26 protein-coding genes are annotated in these 22,279 nt (G+C 69.9%); 13 read left to right on the top strand and 13 right to left on the bottom strand.

Features of this window, described 5'->3' with window-relative positions:
• Window positions 1-46 precede the first annotated feature (46 nt).
• Together WDJ58_RS13160 and WDJ58_RS13155 are read left to right on the top strand one after the other, a co-directional pair.
• Window positions 47-817 carry a prephenate dehydrogenase/arogenate dehydrogenase family protein gene (locus tag WDJ58_RS13160; RefSeq protein WP_338913730.1) on the top strand — a complete coding sequence of 257 codons (771 nt, stop codon included), beginning with the start codon at window positions 47-49 and terminating at the stop codon, window positions 815-817.
• Window positions 814-2,223, top strand: a complete 1,410-nt coding sequence (locus WDJ58_RS13155; RefSeq protein WP_380661615.1) for a small ribosomal subunit Rsm22 family protein — start codon at window positions 814-816, stop codon at window positions 2,221-2,223. Before WDJ58_RS13160 ends, WDJ58_RS13155 begins: the two co-directional genes overlap by 4 nt.
• Before the next feature lie 121 nt (window positions 2,224-2,344).
• On the opposite strand, the gene WDJ58_RS13150 is transcribed toward WDJ58_RS13155, so the two are convergent.
• Complete coding sequence (locus tag WDJ58_RS13150; protein ID WP_338913728.1) at window positions 2,345-3,637, bottom strand: HAMP domain-containing sensor histidine kinase; 1,293 nt, start codon at window positions 3,635-3,637, stop codon at window positions 2,345-2,347.
• Between the two features lie 112 nt (window positions 3,638-3,749).
• On the opposite strand from WDJ58_RS13150, the gene surE reads away from it, so the two are divergent.
• The 4 genes from surE to WDJ58_RS13130 all read left to right on the top strand — a co-directional run bounded on the left by surE (window position 3,750) and on the right by WDJ58_RS13130 (window position 6,666).
• Window positions 3,750-4,538 (top strand): 5'/3'-nucleotidase SurE, encoded by a 789-nt coding sequence (surE, locus tag WDJ58_RS13145; RefSeq protein ID WP_338913727.1) that lies wholly within the window; start codon window positions 3,750-3,752, stop codon window positions 4,536-4,538.
• Between the two features lie 222 nt (window positions 4,539-4,760).
• Window positions 4,761-5,168, top strand: a complete 408-nt coding sequence (locus WDJ58_RS13140; protein ID WP_338913726.1) for a nuclear transport factor 2 family protein — start codon at window positions 4,761-4,763, stop codon at window positions 5,166-5,168.
• Window positions 5,169-5,366: 198 nt separating this feature from the next.
• On the top strand, window positions 5,367-6,053 hold the full coding sequence (locus WDJ58_RS13135; RefSeq protein ID WP_338913725.1) for a carbonic anhydrase: 687 nt from the start codon (window positions 5,367-5,369) through the stop codon (window positions 6,051-6,053).
• A gap of 190 nt (window positions 6,054-6,243) precedes the next feature.
• Window positions 6,244-6,666, top strand: coding sequence for a DCC1-like thiol-disulfide oxidoreductase family protein (locus WDJ58_RS13130; protein ID WP_338913724.1), 423 nt, complete (start codon window positions 6,244-6,246; stop codon window positions 6,664-6,666).
• A 58-nt stretch (window positions 6,667-6,724) separates the two neighbouring features.
• Here WDJ58_RS13130 and WDJ58_RS13125 read toward each other — a convergent pair whose 3' ends face one another.
• On the bottom strand, window positions 6,725-6,988 hold the full coding sequence (locus WDJ58_RS13125) for a hypothetical protein (RefSeq protein WP_338913723.1): 264 nt from the start codon (window positions 6,986-6,988) through the stop codon (window positions 6,725-6,727).
• 233 nt (window positions 6,989-7,221) lie between these two features.
• Window positions 7,222-7,554, bottom strand: a complete 333-nt coding sequence (locus tag WDJ58_RS13120; protein WP_338913722.1) for a DMT family transporter — start codon at window positions 7,552-7,554, stop codon at window positions 7,222-7,224.
• A gap of 108 nt (window positions 7,555-7,662) precedes the next feature.
• On the opposite strand from WDJ58_RS13120, the gene WDJ58_RS13115 reads away from it, so the two are divergent.
• Window positions 7,663-8,004 carry a hypothetical protein gene (locus tag WDJ58_RS13115; protein WP_338913721.1) on the top strand — a complete coding sequence of 114 codons (342 nt, stop codon included), beginning with the start codon at window positions 7,663-7,665 and terminating at the stop codon, window positions 8,002-8,004.
• A 180-nt stretch (window positions 8,005-8,184) separates the two neighbouring features.
• Here WDJ58_RS13115 and WDJ58_RS13110 read toward each other — a convergent pair whose 3' ends face one another.
• The 3 genes from WDJ58_RS13110 to WDJ58_RS13100 all read right to left on the bottom strand — a co-directional run bounded on the left by WDJ58_RS13110 (window position 8,185) and on the right by WDJ58_RS13100 (window position 10,815).
• On the bottom strand, window positions 8,185-9,255 hold the full coding sequence (locus WDJ58_RS13110) for a pyridoxal phosphate-dependent aminotransferase (RefSeq protein WP_338913720.1): 1,071 nt from the start codon (window positions 9,253-9,255) through the stop codon (window positions 8,185-8,187).
• 358 nt (window positions 9,256-9,613) lie between these two features.
• A complete protein-coding gene (locus tag WDJ58_RS13105; protein ID WP_338917852.1) occupies window positions 9,614-9,880 on the bottom strand; it encodes a chorismate mutase in 267 nt (88 codons plus the stop codon).
• A 29-nt stretch (window positions 9,881-9,909) separates the two neighbouring features.
• Window positions 9,910-10,815, bottom strand: a complete 906-nt coding sequence (locus tag WDJ58_RS13100; RefSeq protein WP_338913719.1) for a shikimate kinase — start codon at window positions 10,813-10,815, stop codon at window positions 9,910-9,912.
• A gap of 103 nt (window positions 10,816-10,918) precedes the next feature.
• Between WDJ58_RS13100 and WDJ58_RS13095 the strand changes: the two genes are divergently transcribed.
• Both WDJ58_RS13095 and WDJ58_RS13090 read left to right on the top strand, forming a co-directional pair.
• Window positions 10,919-11,419 carry a DUF5796 family protein gene (locus WDJ58_RS13095; protein WP_380660837.1) on the top strand — a complete coding sequence of 167 codons (501 nt, stop codon included), beginning with the start codon at window positions 10,919-10,921 and terminating at the stop codon, window positions 11,417-11,419.
• A 1-nt stretch (window position 11,420) separates the two neighbouring features.
• Window positions 11,421-11,675 carry a DUF7508 domain-containing protein gene (locus WDJ58_RS13090; RefSeq protein WP_338913718.1) on the top strand — a complete coding sequence of 85 codons (255 nt, stop codon included), beginning with the start codon at window positions 11,421-11,423 and terminating at the stop codon, window positions 11,673-11,675.
• A 75-nt stretch (window positions 11,676-11,750) separates the two neighbouring features.
• On the opposite strand, the gene WDJ58_RS13085 is transcribed toward WDJ58_RS13090, so the two are convergent.
• Window positions 11,751-12,758 (bottom strand): LLM class flavin-dependent oxidoreductase, encoded by a 1,008-nt coding sequence (locus WDJ58_RS13085; protein WP_338913717.1) that lies wholly within the window; start codon window positions 12,756-12,758, stop codon window positions 11,751-11,753.
• A gap of 71 nt (window positions 12,759-12,829) precedes the next feature.
• The gene (locus WDJ58_RS13080; protein WP_338913716.1) at window positions 12,830-14,506 is read right to left on the bottom strand and encodes an acyl-CoA synthetase; all 1,677 of its coding nucleotides are present in this window, start codon (window positions 14,504-14,506) and stop codon (window positions 12,830-12,832) included.
• Window positions 14,507-14,878: 372 nt separating this feature from the next.
• On the opposite strand from WDJ58_RS13080, the gene WDJ58_RS13075 reads away from it, so the two are divergent.
• From WDJ58_RS13075 to WDJ58_RS13065, 3 genes are all read left to right on the top strand, one after another.
• A complete protein-coding gene (locus WDJ58_RS13075; protein WP_338913715.1) occupies window positions 14,879-17,098 on the top strand; it encodes a thioredoxin domain-containing protein in 2,220 nt (739 codons plus the stop codon).
• A gap of 81 nt (window positions 17,099-17,179) precedes the next feature.
• Entirely contained in the window at window positions 17,180-18,085 is a 906-nt protein-coding gene (locus WDJ58_RS13070) for a DMT family transporter (protein ID WP_338913714.1), read from the top strand.
• A gap of 223 nt (window positions 18,086-18,308) precedes the next feature.
• Window positions 18,309-18,542 carry a hypothetical protein gene (locus WDJ58_RS13065; RefSeq protein ID WP_338913713.1) on the top strand — a complete coding sequence of 78 codons (234 nt, stop codon included), beginning with the start codon at window positions 18,309-18,311 and terminating at the stop codon, window positions 18,540-18,542.
• 116 nt (window positions 18,543-18,658) lie between these two features.
• Here WDJ58_RS13065 and WDJ58_RS13060 read toward each other — a convergent pair whose 3' ends face one another.
• A complete protein-coding gene (locus tag WDJ58_RS13060; protein WP_338913712.1) occupies window positions 18,659-19,054 on the bottom strand; it encodes a TlpA family protein disulfide reductase in 396 nt (131 codons plus the stop codon).
• 62 nt (window positions 19,055-19,116) lie between these two features.
• Window positions 19,117-19,548 carry a DUF488 family protein gene (locus WDJ58_RS13055; RefSeq protein WP_338913711.1) on the bottom strand — a complete coding sequence of 144 codons (432 nt, stop codon included), beginning with the start codon at window positions 19,546-19,548 and terminating at the stop codon, window positions 19,117-19,119.
• A 97-nt stretch (window positions 19,549-19,645) separates the two neighbouring features.
• Here WDJ58_RS13055 and WDJ58_RS13050 point away from each other — a divergent pair, with 97 nt between their 5' ends.
• The gene (locus WDJ58_RS13050) at window positions 19,646-20,638 is read left to right on the top strand and encodes a PLP-dependent cysteine synthase family protein (protein WP_338913710.1); all 993 of its coding nucleotides are present in this window, start codon (window positions 19,646-19,648) and stop codon (window positions 20,636-20,638) included.
• Here WDJ58_RS13050 and WDJ58_RS13045 read toward each other — a convergent pair.
• The 3 genes from WDJ58_RS13045 to WDJ58_RS13035 are packed head-to-tail and all read right to left on the bottom strand — an operon-like array spanning window position 20,611 to window position 22,255.
• Entirely contained in the window at window positions 20,611-21,447 is an 837-nt protein-coding gene (locus WDJ58_RS13045; RefSeq protein WP_338913709.1) for a hypothetical protein, read from the bottom strand. The two genes, WDJ58_RS13050 and WDJ58_RS13045, sit on opposite strands and share 28 nt — an antisense overlap.
• Before the next feature lie 49 nt (window positions 21,448-21,496).
• Complete coding sequence (locus WDJ58_RS13040; RefSeq protein WP_338913708.1) at window positions 21,497-21,970, bottom strand: DUF5804 family protein; 474 nt, start codon at window positions 21,968-21,970, stop codon at window positions 21,497-21,499.
• A gap of 36 nt (window positions 21,971-22,006) precedes the next feature.
• Window positions 22,007-22,255 carry a hypothetical protein gene (locus WDJ58_RS13035; RefSeq protein WP_338913707.1) on the bottom strand — a complete coding sequence of 83 codons (249 nt, stop codon included), beginning with the start codon at window positions 22,253-22,255 and terminating at the stop codon, window positions 22,007-22,009.
• Between the last annotated feature and the right edge of the window lie 24 nt (window positions 22,256-22,279).

Here is a 22,279-nt window from a genome sequence, read left to right as displayed (position 1 = left end):
CGGAGAACCCGTCTCTTTTTGCGCCGTGACCGGCTACCCGGACTCGATGGACACACTGGTGGTCGGCGCGGGGACGATGGGCCGGTGGCTGGGTCGGTGTCTCGCGGGCGCGGCCGGGTGGAACGTGGCGTTCGCCGACAGCGACGCGGCAGCCGCCGAGTCGGCAGCGACACTCCTCGACGCTCGCGCGGTCGATATCGACGACGGAGAGAAGTTCGACCTCGTCTGTGTCGCCGTCCCAATCTCCGCTACCGAGGCCTCCATCGCCGAGCACGCGCCGCGGGCGAGCGAGGCGGTACTCGACGTCTCGGGGGTGATGGCCGGGCCGGTCCGGGCGATGGACGAGCACGCCGCCGACCGCGAGCGGGCGAGCCTCCACCCGCTGTTCGCCCCCTCGAACGAACCGGGGAACGTCGCGGTCGTCCTCGGGGCGGACGGCCCCGTGCTCCAGGCCGTCAGGGAGGTGCTCGCCGACCGGGGGAACGAGCTGTTCGAGACCACGCCCGAGGAGCACGACGAGGCGATGCGGACGGTCCAGGCGAGGGCGCACGCGGCGATCCTCGCCTACGCGCTCGCGGCCGAGGACGTCCCCGACCGGTTCCACACCCCCATCTCGGCGGAGCTGGAGGCCGTCGCCGACCTCGTTACGGGGAACGAGCCGTCGGTCTACGCCGAGATCCAGGGGGCGTTCCCGGGGGCGGCGGACGTCGCCGAGGCCGCACAGCGCATCGCGGAGGCCGACGACGAGGCGTTCGAGCGGCTCTACCGCGAGGCCGCAGACGAGACAGGCGAGACGGGTGGGGGTGGGGGGATCTGACCGACGGCCAGGAGCGGGAGATACTCGACAACGCCCGCTACCTCCGGAACGTGCGCCCGGTCGATCCCGAGGAGATCCACGAGTACGTCTCCGGCCAGCCCCACCCGGCGGTCGTTCGCGGGGTGCTACGCGAGGCCGCGTTCGACCTGGGGATGCGCGAGCGTGCGGACGGGACGTTCGTCCCTGTCGAGGAGGGGACTGCGGCGGTCGCGTTCCGTGGCGTCGAGGCGTTCCCGGACGAGCACGCGAACCGTCTCGAGGACCTGCTCTCGGAGGCGTACGGCCCGGACTGGTACGAGGGAGAGAGTGGTGACGCCCTCCGCGAGCGCGTCCGGGAGATCAAGGAGGACTACTACCGGAACCGCCCCGTCGAGTACGACCGCGAGACCGCCCACGCCTACGCGATCTATCACCTTCCGGACTACTACGCGGCCGTCCAGTACCCGCTCGCGGATCTCGCTTCCGACGGACTGCTCCCCCGGCGGCTCCGGGTGCTCGACGTCGGCGCGGGCGTCGGCGGGCCGGCGCTCGGCGTCCACGACCTGCTCCCCGAGGATTCGCTGGTGGAGTACCACGCGGTCGAGCCGAGCGCCGCCGCGGAGGTGTTCGAGCGGATGCTCGATGGGTCGCGCCCCTCGTTCCGGACGCTGGTCCACCGCGAGACGGCCGAGGCGTTCGAACCCGAGGGGGAGTACGACCTGCTGATCTTCGGAAACGTCCTCTCGGAACTGGCGGACCCGGTCGGGGTCGCCCGGCGCTACTGCGAGTTCCTGGCCGACGACGGGAGCTGTCTCCTGCTCGCGCCGGCGGACCTGGAGACCGCGACGGGGCTCCGCGAGGTCGAGCGGGGGCTCGTCGACGAGGGGCCGTACGACACCTACGCCCCGACGCTCCGGCTGTGGCCCGGCGAGCGACCGACCGATCGGGGCTGGACGTTCGCGGTCCAGCCCGATCTCCAGGTGCCCGCGTTCCAGCGGCGGCTCGACGAGGCGACCGGCGGTGAAGGCGAGTTCGTCAACGTCGACGTCCAGTACGCCTACGCGACGGTCCGATCCGACGGCGCGCGGGCCATCGAGTTCCGGCCCGACCCGGGCCGGTACGCGAAGCTGGCCGACTCGGAGCGGCACGTCACCAAGCGCGTCGACCTCGTGGCGCTGAAACTGAGTCACGACCTGAGCGGCGGGGGTGAGCGGAACCCGCTCTACCGGGTGAGCGACGGCTCGGAATCCACCGACCACTACGCGGTACTCACCCGCGAGTCGGCGCTCAACGACGCCCTCCGGGACGCAGGCTACGGCGACCTCCTCGCCTTCGAGAACGTTCTCGTACTCTGGAACGACGACGAGGGCGCGTACAACCTGGTCGCCGACGGGGAGACGGTCGTCGACCGCATCGCGGCCGCCTGATACGGTCGTGCGTAACGATTTACTGTCGATCACCCGGATAGGAACGGTGATCGCCGGTAAAGGACTACGCACGACCGTACGAGGACCGACTATGGGGACCGAGCCGGTGTCGGAGAGCGGGTCAGAGCGATTCGCACGATTCGGCCCGAACACCGAGCGTCACGCCTCGCACCACGAACCGCGCCCCCCCGTCCTCGCTCTCGGTGACCTCGGTCGACCAGCCGTGGGCCTCGAAGATACGGCGGACGATGGCGAGACCGAGGCCGGTCCCGTCGGCCGCGGTGGTGAATCCGGGTGCGAACGCGCGCTCGCGCTCGTCGGCCGGGATCCCCGGACCGTCGTCCGCGACGAAGAACCCCTCGCCGTCCGCGAGCGGGCCTACTCGGATCCCCAGTTCGTCGGCGCGCGGACGGCCCTCGATGGACCCGACGGTGGGCTCTCGACGGCTCGTGGAACCGTGTTCCACGCTGTCCTCCCGAGCCTGCGAGGGAGGGCTCGTCGAGCCGTGCTCGACGGCGTCATCAGCGCCCGGTGGGCGCTGATTGCCTGCCGAGGTTCCCTCGGCAACGTCGTCGGCCTCCGGCCGACTGCACGTGGAACCGTGTTCCACGCTGTCCTCGCGAGCCTGCGAGGGAAGGCTTGTCGAGCCATGCTCGACAGCGTTCCGAAAGAGGTTCTCGAGCGCCCGGGTGAGCCGGCCCGGGTCGGCCCGTACGGTCGAATCACCGGTCACGAGGAGGGTAGCCCCCCGGTCGTCGACGAGCGACCACGCGCGCCGTGCCATCGCTTCGAGGGAGACGGGCTCCATCTCCCCGACCGTCCGACCGTCCTTCGCCAGGTCGAGCAGATCCGCGACGACCCGGTCGAGGTGACACGCGGCGGCCTCGACGGCGTCGAGGTGTTCGGCCGCGCCCGTCTCCCGGTACCGGTGGAGTTCGCCCTCGACGACGTTGAGCGGGCCGCGGAGGTCGTGTGAGACGACGCCGGCGAACTCCTCGAGGCGCTCCTTCCGGCGAAAGAGCGCCCGCTCGCGCTCGCGATCGGTGGTGACGTCGTGGACGACGCCGAGCACGAGCCGGTCCCCGTCGACGGTCACTGGGGAGAGATCGACGTCGAGTTCGACCGTCTCGCCGGCCGCGTTCCGGTCCGTCCACTCGAACGACTGTGGCTCGCCCGCGGCGGCCCGCTCGATCATCGCGATCGCGTAGGCGACCGCGGCGTGGCTCTCGTTGTTGGTGATCGAGACGAGCGTCCGCCCGGCGAGCGACTCCCGCGCCGCGCCCACGAGATCCGCGAACGAGCCGTTCACGTCGACGATACGACCCGTGTCTCCTTCGAGGAGCACGAGCCCCTCGTCGATCCCGTCGAACACCTCGCGGTACGCCCCCGCCGACGACTCGCCCCTACCCAACATCCACGGATCGGTAGGTAGTAACGAACTAAAGCGGTTCACCCGGGCGCAGTCAGTGAGTCCACGCCTCCGGGCCCCGGTGAACTTTTGCGCGGGCCACCCCCAGGACACACGCATGGACGTGCTCCTCACGAACGACGACGGTATCTCCGCGACGGGGATCGACGCGCTCTACGAGTCGCTGTCGACGCTGGCCGACGTGACGGTCGTCGCCCCGAGCGAGGACCAGAGCGCCGTCGGCCGACAGCTCTCGGGGCGGGTGACCGTCGAGGAGCACGACCGCGGCTACGTCGTCGACGGGACGCCGACCGACTGCGTCATCGCGGGGTACCAGGCGCTCTCGCTCGACCCCGATCTCGTGGTGGCGGGCTGTAACCGGGGGGCGAACCTCGGCCACTACGTGCTCGGGCGGTCGGGGACCGTCTCGGCAGCCGTCGAGGCGGCCTTCCTCGGCCTCCCCGCGATGGCCGTCTCGCTCTACTTCCCCGGGACAGACGAGGCCTACGAGGGGTTCGATCCGGGTATCGACGACTACGCCGAGGCCGCCCGCGCCGCCCGATACCTCGCCGACCACGCGTTCGGTGCCGGCGTCTTCGACGACGCGGACTACCTCAACGTGAACGCGCCCCTCCCGCGGGAGGAGGGCCACGCCGAGATGGAGATCACCCACCCCTCGCACGTCTACGACATGGACGCCGAATCGGACGACGACGACGGGATCCGGATCGTCGACCGTATCTGGGAGCGGATGGCGACCGGCGAACTGGCCGACCCGGACGGGTCCGACCGACGCACGGTGGTCGAGGGTCGGGTGAGCGTCTCGCCGCTCACCGCCCCGCACACGACCCACCACCACGAGGCGCTCGACGGGCTCGCCGAGGCCTACCGGAGCACGGCCGAGTGAGCCGATGCGGGGGCGAGGGCGTCGGAGCGGACGCGGGATCCACCAGCGATCGACCGGTCGCCTCGACCACGTGGTAGCGCAGGCCGGGCGTCGCCTGCAGTCATATGCTTCGTGCTGTCGGTCGGCGTCGTCCGAGCCGCCGCCCTTCGGGAATCGAACGCTAGCACGGGTCATGCCGAAGTTATATCGCTCCGAAACCATCACGAACGATGGTGTAATACAATGGCCACCACGGCACGGCGGAGCAACCTCGAGATCGTCGAGTCGGCGTACGAAGGCTTCAACTCGGGTAATATCGGGGACGTCCTCGCGACGTTCGACGACGACATCGAGTGGGTAGAGCCCATGGGCGCGCGGTACAGCGGCTCGCACCACGGTCCCGAGGCGATCGCGGAGGAGGTGTTCGCGGGCACCGCGAGCGACTACGAGGGGTTCCAGGCGACCCCGCACCGATACGTGGACGGCGGCGACACGGTCGTCGTCCTCGGCGAGATCACGGGGACGGTCCGGGAGACTGGCGAGGAGATCGCGGTTCCGTTCGCACACGTCTGCGAACTCGAGGACGGCAGGATGGTCCGGTTCACCGACTACCACGACACCGAGACGGTCCAGCAGGCGTTCGGGAACTGAACGGATACGTACCGACGCAGAGCGAATCCGCCTCCCCGATCGTGGGGACGGGGGGCAGGGCGAGGGATCGGTTCGTCTACGAGTTCGACGACGGTCGGCCCGGGGATCGGGCGGATCCAGTCGGCGGTCGAGCGAGCCTCTCGTCCCGCCCGCAGTAGAAAGAGCGAACTTCCCCGGGCGAGTGGGGTCGGGACGAGCATGAACTCGACGTTCGTCGACCTGCTTCGAGGCAACGCCGAGCACGCGACGGAGTTCGAATCGCGCTTCGACGCGGTTCAGGACGGCCAGCAGCCCGGTGCCGTCACGGTCTGTTGTTCGGACTCGCGGGTCCTGCAGGACCACATGTGGGGGAACGAGGAGCCGGGGCGCGTCTTCACCTGTGCCAACATCGGCAACCGCGTCGTCCAGCGGACCGACGCGGGGGAGGTCGTCTCGGGTGACGTCCTCTACCCGATCGAGCACACGGGGACCGAACTCGCCGTCGTCGTCGGACACACGGGGTGCGGTGCCGTCACGGCGACCTACGATCACCTGACCGGCGGCGGCTCGGACTCCGAGCCGCCGGGGATCGAACACTGCATCGGACTGCTGGGGCCGCACCTCGAAGCGGGGGTCGACGCCCTGCCGGACGACCTCGACCGGGCGGCGGCGATAAATCACCTCGTCGAGTACAACGTCGACCGCCAAGTCGAGTTCCTTCGGGAGAGCGAGGAGATCCCCGAAGAGGTCGACGTCGTGGGGGTCGTCTACGACTTCCAGGACGTCTACGACGGGCGGCGCGGTGAGATCCACGTGATCAACGTCGACGGCGAGACGGACGTCGAGCGGCTCCGCGAGGCCCACCCGGAGGCCGACTCGCGGATCGGGCGGCTCTGGGAGTACTGAGCGGTCGCGCCCCCGACTGATCTCCCACGACCGGGGCTCACGTCCCGCCCGGTCGCCTCGACACCGACCTGGAACACGCTCATCGAACCCCGGGACCGCGACGGGAGCGTCACCCGGCCCCGTCGCGGATCGGCCGGGTCCGGAGAGTGAAAGCCCAACCCTCAGGCCTCCGGCCGACCGACCCCGTCGTATGGTTCCGAAGCTCGTCTACGACGACACCTGCCACTTCTGTACGTGGTCGGCGGTGTTCGCGGTCCGCCGGAGCGACGTCCAGCCGGTCCGCCTCTCGAACGTCCAGGCCGGAGAGTCGCGGCTCGACGACGAGGAGCGCGAGCGGCTCCCCGAGGACTACGGGGAGTGCGCCCAGCTGATCACGGAGGACGCGGTGTACTCCTGCGGGGCCGCGACCGAGCAGTCGCTGGTCCTCACGGATACCCTCCCCTCGGAGCTCGTTGCCGTCCTCCGGCAGTTCGACGCCTACGAGACTGTCCGCGAGAAGGGGTACCACCTCGTCTCGAACAACCGTGGGAAGATCGCACCGTTGATCGGCATGGAGCCGCCGGTCAGCAAGCACGTCCCCGCGGAGGACGTCCACCCCGAGCGGACGGGATAGTCCCGGGCGTTCGTTCGGTCCGACCGCGCTGGAGTCGGCGGAGGAGAGGCGTTCCCGATCAGATCTCGTCGTCCGGGTCGTGCTCGCCCGTGACCCGTTCGACCTCGTTCGCGTAGCGCTCGCGGGTCTCGGGGTCGTCGACCGGTTCGAGGTCGTCCGGGGAGACGTCCTTCGCGGCGGTCACCGTCACCGAGTCCATCGCCTGCGCCGCGAGCTCCCGCCGGAAGAGACGGTCGCCCTCGGGCGTGGCGTACTTGAGGATGATGAGGTCGCGGTTGTCGTACCCGCGCTCGACGAGCCAGCACCGGACGGTCTCTGCCATACCCGACGACCGATCCCCGGGCCGTTGAACCTGTTGGCGGCGCGCCCCGCGTTCCGGGACCCATTCCTCTCGGCACGGAGACAGCAGGGTTACGGAGTGATCCATCCCTGGCGTAGCCGTGCCCGCCGAGGATCGGGACGGACACGGACTGAGAGGAGTTCACGTGGGGGTTCTCGCTCGTGCTCTCCGGGTAGTCTCGAAGCGCGGAACGGGCGGGATCGGGCGTGATCGCGCTACCCGGCGGACATGCCCGACACGACGTTCAGGACGTAGACCCCTGCCACGAGGAGTCCGATCCCGACCACGCCGGCGGCGTCCACACCCTCGTCGAACGCGAGGACGCCGATGATCGTGATGCCGACGATACCGACCGCCGACCACGTCCCGTAGACGACGCCGACCGGGAGCTCCTCGAGCACGAGGCTCAGGAGGTAGAACGAGAGCGCGTACCCGACGAGGACGCCCAGCGTCGGGAGGGGTCTGGTGAACCCCTCGGAGACGTTCAGGGCGGACGTTCCGAGCAGTTCCGTGAGGATCGCGGCACCGAGGAGCAGGTACGGATTCACGACCGTCGGTAGCGTGGACGGGGAGCAAGCCCTTTTCGGAGTCGTCCCCGACGGACCGCTGAGGACGCCCCGCGTGGTTTATCAGGGGACGGATCGTCCACGAGCAGTATGCCCCTCCATCCCCTCCTCGTCTCGCCACTGATCGCCGTACTCGCCGCGGGAATCGTCTACGCCGACGCCGGGCGTCTGTCCCTCCCCTCGCGGACGCGACTGGGGTGGACGGTCGGCGTCGGGCTCGTCAGTCTCGGGGGGTTTCTCGGCGCGTTCGCGTTCGACGGCGCACTCTCGCGGGCGTACGTCCTCGTGCTCGGTGGGCCGATGGTCGTCCACACCCCGCGCGAACTACTGGTCGGAATCCTCGCCGTCGGGCTGGCGATCAGTGCGATGGCCGTCCTGATCTACGGGTTCGGAACCCGCGTGGGCATCGCCGGAGGCCGATCGTCGGCCTGACGTCCGACCCGCGCTCGAACACGGTGCGGCGGTCCCACGTCGGGCAGGGAGGCTACGGAGGGCTCCCCGGTACCATCGACGGGTCCACAGCGCGGAACTGGCGGGGGTGAACCGGCCCTGCCGTATCCGGTCCGAAGTCGTTCTCAGCGCACCACGGCGCATCGTGCCAGGTGGGTAGCCTCAGCGGGTGGCCCCGATGTGGCGGGCGATCCGGTCGAGCCCCTCCTCGAGCTCCTCGGTCGGGAGGCCGAAGCCGATCCGGAACCGGTCGGAGTAGCCGAAGACGTCCCCCGGGGCGAGGACGACGCTCTCGGCCTCGAACAGCGACCGGCAGAACTCCTCGCCGCTCTCGAACCCGTCCGGAACGGTCGGGAACCCGTTCACGCCCGTCGGCTCGAACCAGTCGAGGCCGTGACGGTCGAGGAAGTCGGCGAGTCGCTCCCTGTTCGCCCTCGCGTGAGCGCGGTTCGCCGCGAGGATGTCCTCCTCCTGCTCCCCGAGCGCCTGTCGGGCGATGTGGCTCCCCAGCATCGGCGGCGAGATCGTCGTGTAGTCCTTCCACTTCCGGACCGCATCGGCGATCTCCGGGCTCGCGACGACCCACCCGAGACGTGCCCCCGCCAGGCCGTACGACTTCGAGACGCCGGCGGTCGAGATCGCCCGCGGTCCGAGTGCGGCGGCCGGGGGATGGGGTTCCTCGGCCAGCATCCGGTACACCTCGTCGACGAGGAGGTACGCGTCGTGCTCCGCGACGAGGTCGTAGAGCGCCCGCATCGTCTCCGGACCGAGATACTTCCCCGTCGGGTTGCTCGGGTTCGTGAGGACGACCAGCCGGGTCTCGGGGCGCATCGCCTCCGCGACGGCGTCCACGGGCAGGTCCCACTCCGGCGGTTCCGTCCGGATCTCGCTGACTTCCCCGACCGCCCCGGGAACGCTCGCGAGCGACTGGTAGGTCGGCGAGACGACGACGGAGTGGTCCCCCTCGTCCAGAAACGACGCGAACGTGAGGAAGTCCGCCTCCTGCGTGCCGCAGGTGAGGACGACCTCCTCGGTGTCTCGGCCGTAGCGCTCGGCGATCTCGGCCCGGAACTCCGGGTCCCCGTCGGTCGGGATGACGTAGCCGAGTTCGCCCACGTCGAGATCGAACCGATCGACGGGGAGGCTCCGGACGCCGCTCTCTGCGAGCATCAGATCGGCGTCCGGTTCGTACTCGTCGAACCACCGTTCGAGTTCGAAGGGGGGTAGCTCCATGTACGTCCTCGGTGTAGTCGGGCAATAGAGCTTCTCAATCCGATCCGTCCGAGAGCCGAGGGGTTCGCACGTCGACGTGGGAGTCACCGCGGGGTACAGTACGCGAGCCCTGTCGGCCGAACGTCAAAGGGTGGCGGATACCGTGACGCGTCGACCGGAGGTCGACACCCATCACCAGGCAGCCTCGTGAGCGGTGTCCTCGAAGGGCCGCCAGTCGCCGCAGGACGAACCCCGGTTCGGCAGACGCGGTAGTCACGGAACCGTGTGGTCGTTCATCGATAAAAAAACGTCGTACAGCCGTCGTGCGAGTGACTGGTCGATCGACCGGCGAGAGCCACCCGGAGACGCTTGGATCGAGCTACCTGCTCTCCCGCTGCTCCACTTTGTTCAACTCGATCAGCAGCCGGAAGATGGCCTTCACGAGGTTGTCGTCGACGTCGAACCGCCGGGCGTTCTCGCCCGCCCGATCCATCACGGCCTGTTCCTGCTTCTCGTCGGTCGTCGGTAACCCCTCCTCGCGCTTGACCGCGGCGATCGTCTCGGCGACGTAGGTCCGCTGGGCGATGAGTTCGACGATCTCGCGGTCGATCGTCTGTATCTCCTCCCGGAGTTCGTCGAGGCTCATCTCCTCGACGCCGGTGGCCGGTGCCTCGCTCACGTCGTCCGTGCTCCCTCGTTGTGTGTCGTCGTCAGCCATGTGTGTCCCTCCCGTCGGCTCCAGTCGTCCCGTACCCGTTCCAGTACCTCTCGTGATCCGACCGCCGTGAACGACGGGCCCGTCCCGGACAGCGACGCCCCCGCCGCGTCGGGCAGCGCCTCGACGATGGGTTCGGCGGGGAACCCCAGCGCCGCGCAGAACGCGAACCCGTTGACCGTCATCGCCCGGGCGTAGTCGCCCGCGAGCGCCGCGTCGCGGACCATATCGGCGACGGGCGCGATCCGCTCGCAGCGCGAAACGTCTGCGTCGGCGGTGTAGGCCCGCTCGTCGGGGGTCCAGACGAGGACGTCCCACGCCGCGTCCTCGTGTGCCAGCAGTTCGTCCCCGGAGTTGTCCGTGACGGTGACGCCGCCGAGCATCGACGCGGAGGCGTCGTCGAACGCGCCCGTGACCGTCACGCCGGCGTCCCGGGCCGCGCGGACGCCGAGACGACAGGCGTCGACCCGTTCGACGGCCGCCTCGACTCCGGCGCTCTCCTCGGGGGCGTTCGGATCGTCGATCACGGGAACGTCTAGCGCGTCGAGCGTCGCCAGAATCGTCGCGTTCGCCGCCGCCGAGGAGGATTTGAGGCCGGCCGCCATCGGCACCTCGCTCTCGGTGCGGACGCGCCCGCCGGTCGGCGCTCCGTCGGACCCATACTCGGCGAGTGCGAGCTCGACACACCGCTCGATCAGCCGCGTGTCGGCGTCGGGATCGCCGGCCACCTCGCCGGTCACGGTCCCCGAGCCGTCGAGTTCGACCGTCGCCGTCGTGTGTGCGTCGATGGCGAAGGCACTCCCGAACCCCGTCGAGAGGGCGTTCAGGACGGTTCCGGCGGCGGGCGACGCTGCGCGGCCGTGCATCGTACCCTCCTGTGACAGGGCGCTACATAGCGGTGGCGGTTGCGTCCCCGTCGGCCGGCCGGTCGAGCGCGGCGTTTTTGCTCCGCCGGCCGTATCCTCCCCTATGAGCGAGAACCTCCGGAACGACGTCGCCCCCGACACCGTCCAGGTCGACCTCACCCCCGACGGCATCGAGGTCGAGTACTCCGACGGACGGTCGGTCTTCTACCACGGCGTCCCCCGGAAGGCCGAGGGAGCGGTCACCTCCGCCCCCGGGAAGGACGTCCACATCCTCGTCACCGACCCCACGGAGACGGAGGGCGTGCTGGTGTACGTCAACGACCGGAGTACCCACGACGACATCCTCCGGGACTCGGGGGTCGGCAGGGTGATCGTCGACCGCGGCGAGACCGAGAGCATCTTCCCGGGGGTCGAGGCGACGAACCGGGGCTACCGGACCGAGGTCCGGGCCGACCCCGAGACCGCGATGGGTCGCGTGTTCGTCTTCGTCGAGGACGAGATGGGAGAGGCGTCCTTCGAGATCGTCGCTCCGGGGGAGGGAGGTGGGGAGGACGAGGGAGGGAGAGACGACACCCCGACGATCGGCGGGGAGGAGGAGACGTGAGATGCCGCTCTCGAAGCGCTGGGAGCCGCTCGAACGTGCGACGGTCGGCAAGCTCCCCGACCGCTACGGCGTGTACGAACTCGGCGACGACGAGGGCGAGGTGATCGCCGTCGAGGCCGGCCCCCTCCGGGACGAACTCAAGGAGGCGCTGGCATACCGCGACGCGCCGAAGGTCCGCTGGCAGGTCGCCAACAACCGCGAGCACGCCGAAAAGCTGCTCGAAGAGCACCGCGAACGGCTCGCCGGTAACGGGTAACGGTCCAGTCCCGTCTCGGCCCCCTCGGATCGGGCGGGATCCCGACCCGAGCCCCGACACGACGGGTGCCGAAGGTCACTCGAAGTGTGGCATCACCTCCTCCGCGAACAGCCGGAGCGACTCCCGTGCCGTCTCGGCGGGCATCCCCGACCACCGTGAGCGGAGGATCAGGTGGTCGAGACCGAACTCCCCCCGATAGCGCTCGATCCCCTCGACCACCTCCTCGGGCGTGCCGAGCAGGAACCGGTCGGTCGCGAGGTCCTCGAACGCGGCGTCGACGCTGTCGTCGCCCACCCCGTCCTCCGCCCCCCAGGAGAGGTAGGTGTTGTACTTGTTCATCAGGTAGGGACGGGCCGCCTCGATCGCCTCCTCGGTCGTCTCGGCGACGAACACCTCCCGCCAGATGGGGCGCTCGCTCGGCTCGCGGCCCTGTTCTTTCAACTGTGAGTCGTAGTACTCGGCGGGGCGTTCGAGCTTCGGAACCGACACGCGGGGGTCGACGAACCAGGCGTCGCCGCGCGTCGCCGCCCGGCGAACGGGACGGGGAGCCGTCCCGCCGACCCAGACCGGGGGGCCACCATCCCGAACGGGCTTCGGGTTGACCGAGACGTCCTCGAAGGCGAACTCCTCGCCGTCGTAGCTCACGTCGTCGCGCTTCCAGAGCGCCTCGACGACGTCGAGAGCCTCGTCGAGCCGGTCGCCACGCCGCGAGTGGTCGACGCCGGCGACCTCGAACTCGGACTCGCGGTAGCCCGCGGCGACCCCGAACGTGAATCGCCCACCGGAGAGCACGTCGAGGGTGGCCGTCCGCTCGGCGAGGAAGACCGGGTTGTGGAGCGGGACCAGACAGATCGACGTCCCGATGCGTACCGTCGAGGTGACCGCCGCGAGGTACGAGAGTATCCCGAAGTTCTCGAGGTAGACGTGATCGGTGGCGTGGTGCTCGCCGACCCAGATCGAGTCGTAGCCGAGCGATTCCACGAGTCGGGCGGTCTCGGCCACCTCCTCGCGGTGGCTGACCGCCGAGCTGTCCCTCGGGTGTTCGGTGAGGAGCACCGTCCCGAACGAGAGTCCGTCGTCCATGGTGACTGGTACCTCCTCGCGTAGCGCCCGTAGATAGCTCTTTTCCGGGGAGCGGTGGCTCAGCCCGGATCCTACTCGATCCCCTCGCGCTCGCGGAGGCTCGTCCGTCGGATCTTCCCGGTCGTCGTCGTGGGCAGTTCCTCGACGAACTCGATCTCGCGGGGGTACTCGTACTTCGCCAGGCGCGCTTTGACGTGCTCCTGGAGCGATTCGACGAGGCTCTCCCCGGGCTCGTACCCCGCGGCGAGGACGACGAACGCCTTCGGGACCTCGCCCCGTTCGTCGTCGGGGACGCCGATGACGGCGGCGTCGGCGACCGCCGGGTGGGCGGCGAGCGAGTCCTCGATCTCCTCGGGACCGATCCGGTAGCCCGCGGAGATGATGACGTCGTCCTTCCGGCCGACGAACGAGAGGTAGCGGTCCTCGTCGACGGTGCCGAGGTCCTCGGTGAGCAGCCACCCGTTCCGGATCTTCGCGTCCGTCTTTCCGGGCTGGTTCCAGTACTCGGTGAAGCAGACCGGATCACCCTCGTAGCGGACGGCGATCTCGCCGGTCTCGCCGGGCGGAACGGTCGGCTCGGCGGTCTCGGGGTCGACGATGGCGAGTTCGTGGCCCGGGCCGGCGAGACCGAACGACCCCTCGCGGGACTCGAACAGCGCGGTACACTCGCCGGCGAGCACGTTCGCCTCGGTCTGGCCGTACCCCTCGTGGACGACCGCGCCGGCGAAGGTCTCGTCGGCCCACTCCGCGATGGTCCGCCCGAGCGCCTCGCCGCCCGAGGTGATGGTCCGTATCGAGTCGACGTCGAACCTCTCGGGGGCGTCCACTCGCTGCATCATCCGGAGCGCCGTCGGCGGCGCGAAGTAGTTCGTCACGTCGTAGCGCTCGATCAGCTCGAACGCCCGCTCGGGGTCGAACTGCCCGCCCCGGTACGCGAGGACCGGCCGGCCGTAGTAGAGCGCGGGGAAGACGACGTCGAACAGCGAGGCGATCCACGCCCACTCGCTCGGCGTCCGGAAGACGTCCCGATCGGTCAGTTCGAGGTTCGCGAACGTCGTGAGAAACAGCGGGAGGTGGCCCAGGAGGACCCGGTGGACGTGACGGACCCCCTTCGGGTCGCCGGTCGTCCCCGAGGTGTAGATGAGCAGCGACTCGTCCTCGGCACCCGTGTCGACGGTGACGAACTGGGGGCTCGATCCCGAGAGCGCGTCGTCGAAGTCCGCTTCCCCCGATCCGGGTTCGGCGTCGATGGTTAGCGCGGTGTGGAGGTCCGGGAGTTCCGACCTGGCCTCGCGGAACGCCTCGACGTTCGACCGGTCGACGACGGCCGCGACCGCCGAGGCGTCGTCGAGGCGGTATCGCAGCCCGTCGGGGCCGAACAGCGTCGACAGCGGGATCGAGGTCGCGCCGAGCTTCCACGCCGCGAGGTGCGAGATCACCGTCTCCGGGCGCTGGGGGGCGTTCACGCCGATCCGGTCGCCCCGTTCGACCCCTGCGTCGGCGAGGTGGTTCGCGAGCCGGTTCGCCGCGTCCCGGAGCTGTCGGAACGTGTACGTCCCCGTCTGCCCCTCGCCGTCCTCGTAGAACAGCGCGACACGGCCGCGCTCGTCGGCCCACCGGTCGCAGGTGTACGCCGCGATGTTGAACCGATCCGGTACCTCCCAGTCGAACGCCGCTCGCAGCGCGTCGTAGTCCTCCCACTCCTCCTCGTGGAAGTGGTAGGCGTCGAGTCGTGGTGTGTCCGTCATCGGTGTTGGTCTATCCGCGAGGGGCGCGAGGCGCCGGCCGCCGTCTGCTACTCGGTGACGCGGCGGGGCGCTTAAGCCCTCGCGTCTTCCCGAGTCGCTTGCTCGGCGTCAAGAGTATCGGGTGGGACTGAAAGGGGCCGACTGATACGCGAACCCCGGCGACGCAAGCACCGCAATGGAGGGAGCGTAGCGACCGGAACGAGGAGCGCAGCGAGCCGCGGGAGCGTATCAGTCGGGGGCTTTCGAGCTGTCCCTCGCTACCGGCGACGGAGTGGTTAGAAACAGCTCGAAAGTCCCACCCGGTACCAGTCTCCGAACGACACCCGACCGTGGGTGACCGCCCTTATACCCGCGGGGACCGCACACCCGTCCATGAGCGTCCTCGACCGGAACCGGCTCGACGAGGAGGCCTCCCCGTACCTCCGCCAGCACGCCGACAACCCCGTCAACTGGCAGCCCTGGGACGAGGCCGCCCTCGAGGCGGCCCGGGAGGAGGACCGCCCGATCTTCCTCTCGATCGGCTACTCGGCGTGTCACTGGTGTCACGTCATGGAGGAGGAGTCGTTCGCGGACGAGGAAGTCGCCGATATCCTCAACGAAGGGTTCGTCCCGATCAAGGTCGACCGCGAGGAGCGACCGGACGTCGACTCGGTCTACATGACCGTCTGCCAGCTCGTCACCGGACGGGGCGGCTGGCCCCTCTCGGCTTTCCTCACCCCCGACGGCCGGCCGTTCTACGTCGGGACGTACTTCCCGCGCGACCCGAAGCAGGGGATGCCGGGGTTCCTCGAACTCTGCGAGCGGGTCGCCGACTCCTGGAACGACCCCGAACAGCGCGAGGAGATGGAGAACCGGGGCGACCAGTGGACCGCCGCGGCCGAGAACGAGCTCGAAGGGACCCCCACGAGCGGCGACGACAGCGAGGACGGGGGCGAGCGCGAACCGCCGGACGCCGCCTTCCTCGACTCGGCGGCGAGCTCGGCACTCAGAGCCGCCGACCGCGAGTACGGCGGGTTCGGGAGTTCGGGTCCGAAGTTCCCGAACCCCGGCCGGCTCCACCTCCTCCTGCGGGCGCACGACCGGACCGGCAGGGAGGCCTACCGCGAGGTGGTCGAGGAGACGCTGACGGCGATGGCCGACGGCGGGATGTACGACCACCTCGGCGGCGGCTTTCACCGGTACGCCACCGACCGCTCGTGGACCGTCCCGCACTTCGAGAAGATGCTCTACGACCAGGCGACGCTCGCGCCGGCGTACCTCGCGGGCTACCAGGTCACCGGCGAGGAGCGGCACGCCGACGTGGCCCGCGAGACGTTCGCGTTCGTCGAGCGCGAGATGCAGCACCCCGTGGGAGGATTCTTCTCGACGCTCGACGCCCAGAGCGAGGATCCCGAGACGGGCGAGCGGGAGGAGGGCGCGTTCTTCGTCTGGACGCCCGAGGAGGTCGAGGATGCCGTCGAGGACGATCTCGACGCCGAGCTGTTCCGCGAGCGGTTCGGCGTCACCCGGTCGGGAAACTTCGAGGACGGGAGGACCGTCCTGACGCTCGCCGAGTCGGTCGAGTCGCTCGCCGACGAGCACGGGCTGGACGGAGGGGAGGTCAGCGAGCGGCTGGACCGCGCGACCGAGCAGGCCCACGAGTACCGCGAGACCCGTCCGCGACCGGCCCGCGACGAGAAGGTGCTCGCGGGGTGGAACGGGCTGATGATCTCCGCGTTCGCCGAGGGCGCGCTGGTTCTCGACCCCGAACTGGCCGAAACGGGTCGAGACGCGCTGTCGTTCGTCCGCGAACGGCTCTGGGACGAGGGGTCGGGGAGGCTCACCCGCCGGTGGAAGGACGGCGACGCGAAGGTCACGGGGTACCTCGAGGACTACGCCTTCCTCGGGCGCGGGGCGCTCGACCTCTACCAGGCCACCGGCGAGGTCGAGCACCTGAAGTTCGCGATCGACCTCGCCCGCGTCGTCACCGAGGAGTTCTGGGACGCGGAGGATCGAACGCTCTACTTCACGCCCGAGAGCGGGGAGTCGCTGGTGGCCCGCCCCCAGGAACTCGGCGACCAGTCCACACCGTCGAGTACTGGGGTCGCGGCGTCGCTCCTGCTCGACCTCGCGCAGTTCACGCCCAACGAGCGGTTCCGCGAGGTGGCGGAGGGCGTCCTCGACACCCACGCGAAGACGTTCGAAACCGATCCGCTCCAGCACGCGACGCTCGTGCTGGCCGCCGACACCCGCGCCGTGGGGTCGCTCGAACTCACCGTCGCCGCCGACTCGCTCCCCGAATCCTGGCGTGAGCGACTCGCCGAGACCTACCTCCCCGACCGGCTGCTGACGGTCCGGCCGCCGACGGAGGCCGGGCTCGACGAGTGGCTCGACGCGCTCGGACTCGACGACGCACCACCGATCTGGGCCGACCGGGAGGCGCGGGACGGCCCCACGATGTACGCCTGCCGGTCGTTCACCTGCTCGCCGCCGACCGACGACGTCGAGGAGGCCCTGGGGTGGGCGGAACGGCTCGCGCCGTCGGTCGAGAGCGACCCGGGGCCGAACACCGAACCGGATCTCGACTTCGACGGGAACGAGAGCCCGTTCTGAGGGGCCGCGGCGACCGGGGGAGCGCCCACCCCGTTCCGGTATCGGGGGATCTATCCACCCCGGACGGGGAGGTCCGCGCGGATGGAGGTAGAACTCGTCTACGCGCTCGCGCTCGTCCCCGCGGTGCTGTGGGGGTTCAGCCCGATCCTCTCCAAACGGGGGATGGCGGGCGGCGGGAGTTCGCTCCAGGCCTCCCTGACCGTCGTCGTGGTCGACAGCTCGCTCTACTGGGTCGCCCTGTTCGCCCTCCAGGGCCTCGCCGTCTTCGCGAGCGTGACACCCGCCTCGGCGGCGCTGTTCCTCGCGTCGGGGCTCGTCGGGACGGCGCTCGGCCGGCTGGCGGTGTTCGTCGGCGTCGACCGCGTCGGCGCGAGCGTCAACAGCGCCGTCATCTCCACGCGACCGCTGTTCGCAAGCCTCCTCGCCGTGCTCGCGCTCGGCGAGACGGTCACGCCGACTACTGTCGTGGGGATCGTCGTCCTCGTCGGCGGTCTGACGGCGCTCGCGCTCTCCCGGGGCGGGGACGTCGGCGGCTGGCAGCCCCGCGACCTGCTGTTCCCGCTCGCGGCCGCCGCGGCGTTCGCCGCCGGTAACGTCGCCCGGAAGTTCGGGCTCGACGCCTTCACCGGGATCACGCTCCTCGAAGCGGTGGCGCTCAACGAGCTCGGCGCGCTGGTGGCGCTCGCGGCCTACGCGGTCGCCGCGGGACGCGGGGACGTACTCGACGCACCCCGCCGAACGTACGCCTACTTCGCCGGCAGCGGGACGCTCACCGCCGTCGCCCTGTTCTCGCTGTTCGCCGCCCTCCAGATCGGTCGGGTCGTCGTGGTCGACCCGCTCGCCGCGACGGCACCGCTGTTCACCGCCGTGTTCGCCGCCGTCCTCCTTCGGGATCTGGAGCGCGTGACCCCGCGGCTCGTGGCGGGTGCGGTGCTCATCGTCGTCGGCGTCGTGCTCATCGTCGTCGACCCCGCCGCCGTCCTCTGAGAACACCGGGGCGTCGTCGACGGTTCCGCGAGCCTCCGGACCGACGAACGGACGGGCCTGCAGACGGTCGCTCGGCGTGCCTGTTCGCCGGGTCCGGGACCAGACACTCTCACGCTCGAAGATCATCGGTAGCGGCTGTCCCAACAGTCCCTGCGGCTTCGAGCGGACCCTTGCAAAGGCACGCTGGCCGCTTTTTCACGTCCGACCCTCACCACCAGACGTAATGGCTCAGAGCAACACCGCATCCGACAACGACTTCGGCTGGTTCGGCTGGTTCTCGGCGGCCGGGTTCGTCATCCTCGGCCTGCTGTACGTCGTGGACGTCCTCGCGTTCAACTGGTGGCCGTACTCGACGTTCTGGACCGGAGTCGTCGCCCTCGTCGCGGGTATCGGTGCCGCCGCACTCTACGCCGGCAACGACCCGACCGACGACACGGACCGCGAAACCACCGTCTGAACGCCACGGCGGGAGTGATGGGTATCGGAGAGAAGACGCTTTTTACGGCCCGAATCGGCGGGGAGCGACACGTCCGTCGATCGGTCGTATCGGACGTGCCGACGACGGTCCCTCCGTCACTCGTCTGCGAGCGCCTCGGCAAGGAAGACCGCGATGGGACGATCGGCCTCCTCGACGAACCGGGCGAGTTCCTCGCCGTCGTCGGTCTCGACGACCACCGTCGGGATGAGCTCGATGCCGTACTCCTCGACGCCCGGGCCGACCTTGCTTCCGTCCTCGGCCTTCTCGACGGGGTAGTGGACGACGCGCTCGTCGGGGACGTCCGCGGCGGCGAGTGCGGCCCCGAAGTCGGGTAGCTGCTGGCGGCAGTCCGAACACCAGTCCCCACCCCACACCCTGAACACCACCCTGTCGGCGTGCTCGCGGAGGACCGCGAGCTCCTCTTCGTAGGCGTCGGCCGTGAACACGGGGTTCGGTCGCATCGTCTCCAGACGGCCTTCCTGTCCGCTCATACCACTATCGAGAGGTCCTCCGGGTATAAGCCCCCCGCTCTCGACCCCGTCGCATCGTCGACTCAGCCGTCGAGTCGCGCCCCGATTCGATCCAGGAGCAGGTGGCGGTGACACCGTCTGTTCTCACTCTCGAAGCCGACGAGAACGACGTCCTCGCCCCCACGGACGCGGGAGACGAGCTCCGCGATCCCTCCCTCGGCGTCCTCGGTCGCGTCCAGGTGGTCCTCGTAGCGGGCGGCGAACCGGACCTCCTCCCAGGCCGCGTTGTGCGCCCCCTCCTCACAGAGCCCTCGCCTTTTCAGGTCCTCGCGTCGGTTCCCGATCTCCTCCAGGAGCGTCTCGGGTGGGCCGAGAATCGGGTGGTTCTCGTCGACCAGCGACCGGAACCGCCCCGTCGGCCGTCGAGCGACCCCGACGAGCGTCGCGTCGTCGATATTCACGAGGTCGTGCTGGAGCGCGGCGGCGTACGTCTCACCGACGGTGCCAGGAGGCACGTCACCCGCTCGCACAGCCACGCCGATAAGCGCGTCGCCCGAACGGGAACCGGGGCCGTCCGACACGTGTTTAATCGGAACCCCCGAACGCCGAACCATGCACAGGGGTATCCTCGGGACCATCGGGTCGCCGCTGGTCCAGGTCGAGTCGCCGCCAGGTACCGTAATCGCGGCGAAGATCGAGTCGAAGAATCCCGGCGGATCGGCGAAGGATCGCCCGGCCGTGGCGATGGTCGAGGCGGCCGAGCGCGACGGCCTGCTCTCGCCCGGCGACCGCATCGTCGAGCCCACCTCCGGGAACACGGGGATCGGCATCTCGCTGGTCGCCGCGGCGAAGGGGTACGACGCCACCATCGTCATGCCCTCGGACATGTCACCCGAACGGCGACGGATCATGCGGGCCTACGGCGCGGACCTCGAACTCGTCGACGGCGACATCTCCGACGCGAAGGACCGCGCCGACGAGATCGAATGCGAGGAGGGTGCGGTCCAGCTCGGCCAGTTCGAGAACCCCGCGAACCCCGAGGCGCACTACCGGACGACGGCCGAGGAGATACTCGAACAGATCGGCTCCCGGGAGCCCGACGCGCTCGTCGCCGGGGTCGGCACGGGCGGAACGCTCTCGGGGAACGCCCGTCGGTTGCACGAGGAGTTCCCCGACATGGAGGTGGTGGCGGTCGAGCCCGAGGGGAACACCCCGATCAAGACCGGGAAGGGGGGGAGCGACGACTTCCAGGGGATGGGTCCGGGGTTCGTCTCGGATAACACCGATACGGACCTCATCGACGACGTCGAGGTGGTCTCGCTCGCCGACGCCGAGGAGGAGTGCCGCCGTCTCGCCCGCGAGGAGGGGATTCTAGTAGGTCAGTCCTCGGGGGCGTCGAACCTCGCGGCCAAGCGGGTGGCCGAGCGGCTCGCCGACGACGGTACCGACGGGGACTGCCCGCGCCCGGACAACACGACGGACGTCCTCGGCGAGAGCGACGGGGTGCTCGTCGCCGACGGCGAGGAGGGGAGCGACTGCCCGTTCGTCCTCACGGTCTTCTGGGACTCGGGCGAGCGCTACGTCTCGACCGGCATGTTCGACTGACCGCCCGGGTCGGTACCTGAAGCGGTCGGCCCTTCGCGTCCGGTCGCCCCGGCCAGGTCGCGGACGAACAGCATCGTCGCGGTGTCGAACAGCAGCGCGACCGGCGCGAGGACGACCACCCCGACGGCCGCACCGAGCACGGAGTTCGAGAACAGCGGCGTCGCCACCACCGAGACGAGCCCGACGCTCACGAGGTACTGGACGAAGAAGGAGGCGTACTCGCCGTCGGACGTGGCGTACTCGTACGAGCGCCGGAGCGCGCTCGGGAGGTCGGTCTCCTCGACGACCACGAGGTACGGCGTGGCGTAGAACAGGTACGCGAACGCGAGCAGGAGGGGGAGGACGAGCAGCCCGAGCGGGAGCGCGACGATCGCGGCGAGGAGCCCCGCGAGGACGAGTGCGAGGTGGAGGAGTTCGAACCCGAGGAACGGCCCGAAGTAGGCCCGCGAGTCCTCGAGGAACGACCGCTCGACGCCGGCGAGCTCCCGGCGGAGGCTCCCGAGGTAGCCCGCACCGAGCGCGGCCGACAGGACGGTGACGGCGAGGAGGACGAGCACCGTCAGCCCGACGCCGCCCGCCGGGAGGGTCAGCCCGGGTGTGGGCTGGGGGACGTTGATGAACTCCCACGAACTCGAAACGGTCGTCGGGAAGCCGAACGTGATACCGAACCTGAAGTCCGCGTTCGAGGCGGCGATCCGACGGAACTTGTCGAGCGAGAGCGCGGCGAGCACGAACGGGACGAGCGAGAGCGGGAGCAGGGAGTCGATACGCTCTGCGGCACGCGAGAGGAGGGCGACGATGCTGACCATCGGAGGGACAGTGTCGACGGCGGGGCGAGCGGTAAAACCCTGACTGAATCTACGCGCCGAACTCCCCTTCCGTGACCCGGACGAGGACGGTGTTGTCGACCTCGCGGAGGTCGTACTCGGGGAGCGAGCGGCCGGTCCGGGCGACGAACATCGGCTCGACCAGTCTCGGAGTGCCGTCCCCGCTCCCGTCCTCGACGACGCCGTACATCCGGAGGTAGCGACCGGACTCGGCGGGATCGACGGCGTCGTCGCGGATGGCGGTCGCGAGCCGGCGAGAGAGCCACTCCGTGTCGCTCACCGAGGGTTCGAGCACCCAGGCCGCGTCGGCGTACCGGACGAGGTACCAGTTCAGGTCGTTCAGGAGCGACACCGCCGATCCCAGACTGATGGTCTCGACGGCGACGGTGTTCTCGTAGGGCTCGGTCAGGTCGTACGTCGCGAGCGCCTCGCGGGCGGTCTCCCGGGAGACGAGCTCGTACCGCAGGTTGACGTCCTCGCTCCCGACGAGACAGACCCGCGTCATAGCGGGTCGAACGGGGGCGGGAGAAAAGAGGTTTCGCTAGAGGGCGACGAGCAGTTCGCCGACGGCGGCGACGAGGATGACGAACGCGCCCGCGACGGACATGGCCTGTCCCGGACGGCTCCACCAGTCGTCGGCCCAGATGGCGACGACGACGCCGAACGAGAACAGCAGCAGCGCGACGAGGTTCACCTGTGCGCCGACGAAGTCGCCGGCGAAGCGGAGGACGATGCCGAGCAGGAGACCGGTGAGGCCGGGACGGTCGTAGAGTTGCTCCGTGTAGGCCATACGAGCGACGCGGTCCGGCAGCCG

Source organism: Salinirubellus litoreus (genome assembly GCF_037335815.1).
GTDB lineage: Archaea > Halobacteriota > Halobacteria > Halobacteriales > Haloarculaceae > Salinirubellus > Salinirubellus litoreus.
The sequence above is the reverse complement of the archived record's forward strand: the minus strand, read 5'-3'. Positions and strand labels throughout refer to the sequence as shown.

What these genes read in the sequence shown, in the direction of transcription:
- surE (WP_338913727.1), top strand. Translation starts at nt 3,750, where the DNA reads ATGGACGTGCTCCTCACGAACGACGACGGTATCTCCGCGACGGGGATC.
- WDJ58_RS13110 (WP_338913720.1), bottom strand. Translation starts at nt 9,255, where the DNA reads ATGGAGCTACCCCCCTTCGAACTCGAACGGTGGTTCGACGAGTACGAA.
- WDJ58_RS13050 (WP_338913710.1), top strand. Translation starts at nt 19,646, where the DNA reads ATGCACAGGGGTATCCTCGGGACCATCGGGTCGCCGCTGGTCCAGGTC.
- WDJ58_RS13090 (WP_338913718.1), top strand. Translation starts at nt 11,421, where the DNA reads ATGCCGCTCTCGAAGCGCTGGGAGCCGCTCGAACGTGCGACGGTCGGC.
- WDJ58_RS13105 (WP_338917852.1), bottom strand. Translation starts at nt 9,880, where the DNA reads ATGAGCCTCGACGAACTCCGGGAGGAGATACAGACGATCGACCGCGAG.
- WDJ58_RS13065 (WP_338913713.1), top strand. Translation starts at nt 18,309, where the DNA reads ATGGCTCAGAGCAACACCGCATCCGACAACGACTTCGGCTGGTTCGGC.
- WDJ58_RS13060 (WP_338913712.1), bottom strand. Translation starts at nt 19,054, where the DNA reads ATGAGCGGACAGGAAGGCCGTCTGGAGACGATGCGACCGAACCCCGTG.
- WDJ58_RS13125 (WP_338913723.1), bottom strand. Translation starts at nt 6,988, where the DNA reads ATGGCAGAGACCGTCCGGTGCTGGCTCGTCGAGCGCGGGTACGACAAC.
- WDJ58_RS13070 (WP_338913714.1), top strand. Translation starts at nt 17,180, where the DNA reads ATGGAGGTAGAACTCGTCTACGCGCTCGCGCTCGTCCCCGCGGTGCTG.
- WDJ58_RS13160 (WP_338913730.1), top strand. Translation starts at nt 47, where the DNA reads ATGGACACACTGGTGGTCGGCGCGGGGACGATGGGCCGGTGGCTGGGT.
- WDJ58_RS13080 (WP_338913716.1), bottom strand. Translation starts at nt 14,506, where the DNA reads ATGACGGACACACCACGACTCGACGCCTACCACTTCCACGAGGAGGAG.
- WDJ58_RS13095 (WP_380660837.1), top strand. Translation starts at nt 10,919, where the DNA reads ATGAGCGAGAACCTCCGGAACGACGTCGCCCCCGACACCGTCCAGGTC.
- WDJ58_RS13100 (WP_338913719.1), bottom strand. Translation starts at nt 10,815, where the DNA reads ATGCACGGCCGCGCAGCGTCGCCCGCCGCCGGAACCGTCCTGAACGCC.
- WDJ58_RS13085 (WP_338913717.1), bottom strand. Translation starts at nt 12,758, where the DNA reads ATGGACGACGGACTCTCGTTCGGGACGGTGCTCCTCACCGAACACCCG.
- WDJ58_RS13135 (WP_338913725.1), top strand. Translation starts at nt 5,367, where the DNA reads ATGAACTCGACGTTCGTCGACCTGCTTCGAGGCAACGCCGAGCACGCG.
- WDJ58_RS13045 (WP_338913709.1), bottom strand. Translation starts at nt 21,447, where the DNA reads ATGGTCAGCATCGTCGCCCTCCTCTCGCGTGCCGCAGAGCGTATCGAC.
- WDJ58_RS13150 (WP_338913728.1), bottom strand. Translation starts at nt 3,637, where the DNA reads ATGTTGGGTAGGGGCGAGTCGTCGGCGGGGGCGTACCGCGAGGTGTTC.
- WDJ58_RS13075 (WP_338913715.1), top strand. Translation starts at nt 14,879, where the DNA reads ATGAGCGTCCTCGACCGGAACCGGCTCGACGAGGAGGCCTCCCCGTAC.
- WDJ58_RS13115 (WP_338913721.1), top strand. Translation starts at nt 7,663, where the DNA reads ATGCCCCTCCATCCCCTCCTCGTCTCGCCACTGATCGCCGTACTCGCC.
- WDJ58_RS13035 (WP_338913707.1), bottom strand. Translation starts at nt 22,255, where the DNA reads ATGGCCTACACGGAGCAACTCTACGACCGTCCCGGCCTCACCGGTCTC.
- WDJ58_RS13130 (WP_338913724.1), top strand. Translation starts at nt 6,244, where the DNA reads ATGGTTCCGAAGCTCGTCTACGACGACACCTGCCACTTCTGTACGTGG.
- WDJ58_RS13040 (WP_338913708.1), bottom strand. Translation starts at nt 21,970, where the DNA reads ATGACGCGGGTCTGTCTCGTCGGGAGCGAGGACGTCAACCTGCGGTAC.
- WDJ58_RS13140 (WP_338913726.1), top strand. Translation starts at nt 4,761, where the DNA reads ATGGCCACCACGGCACGGCGGAGCAACCTCGAGATCGTCGAGTCGGCG.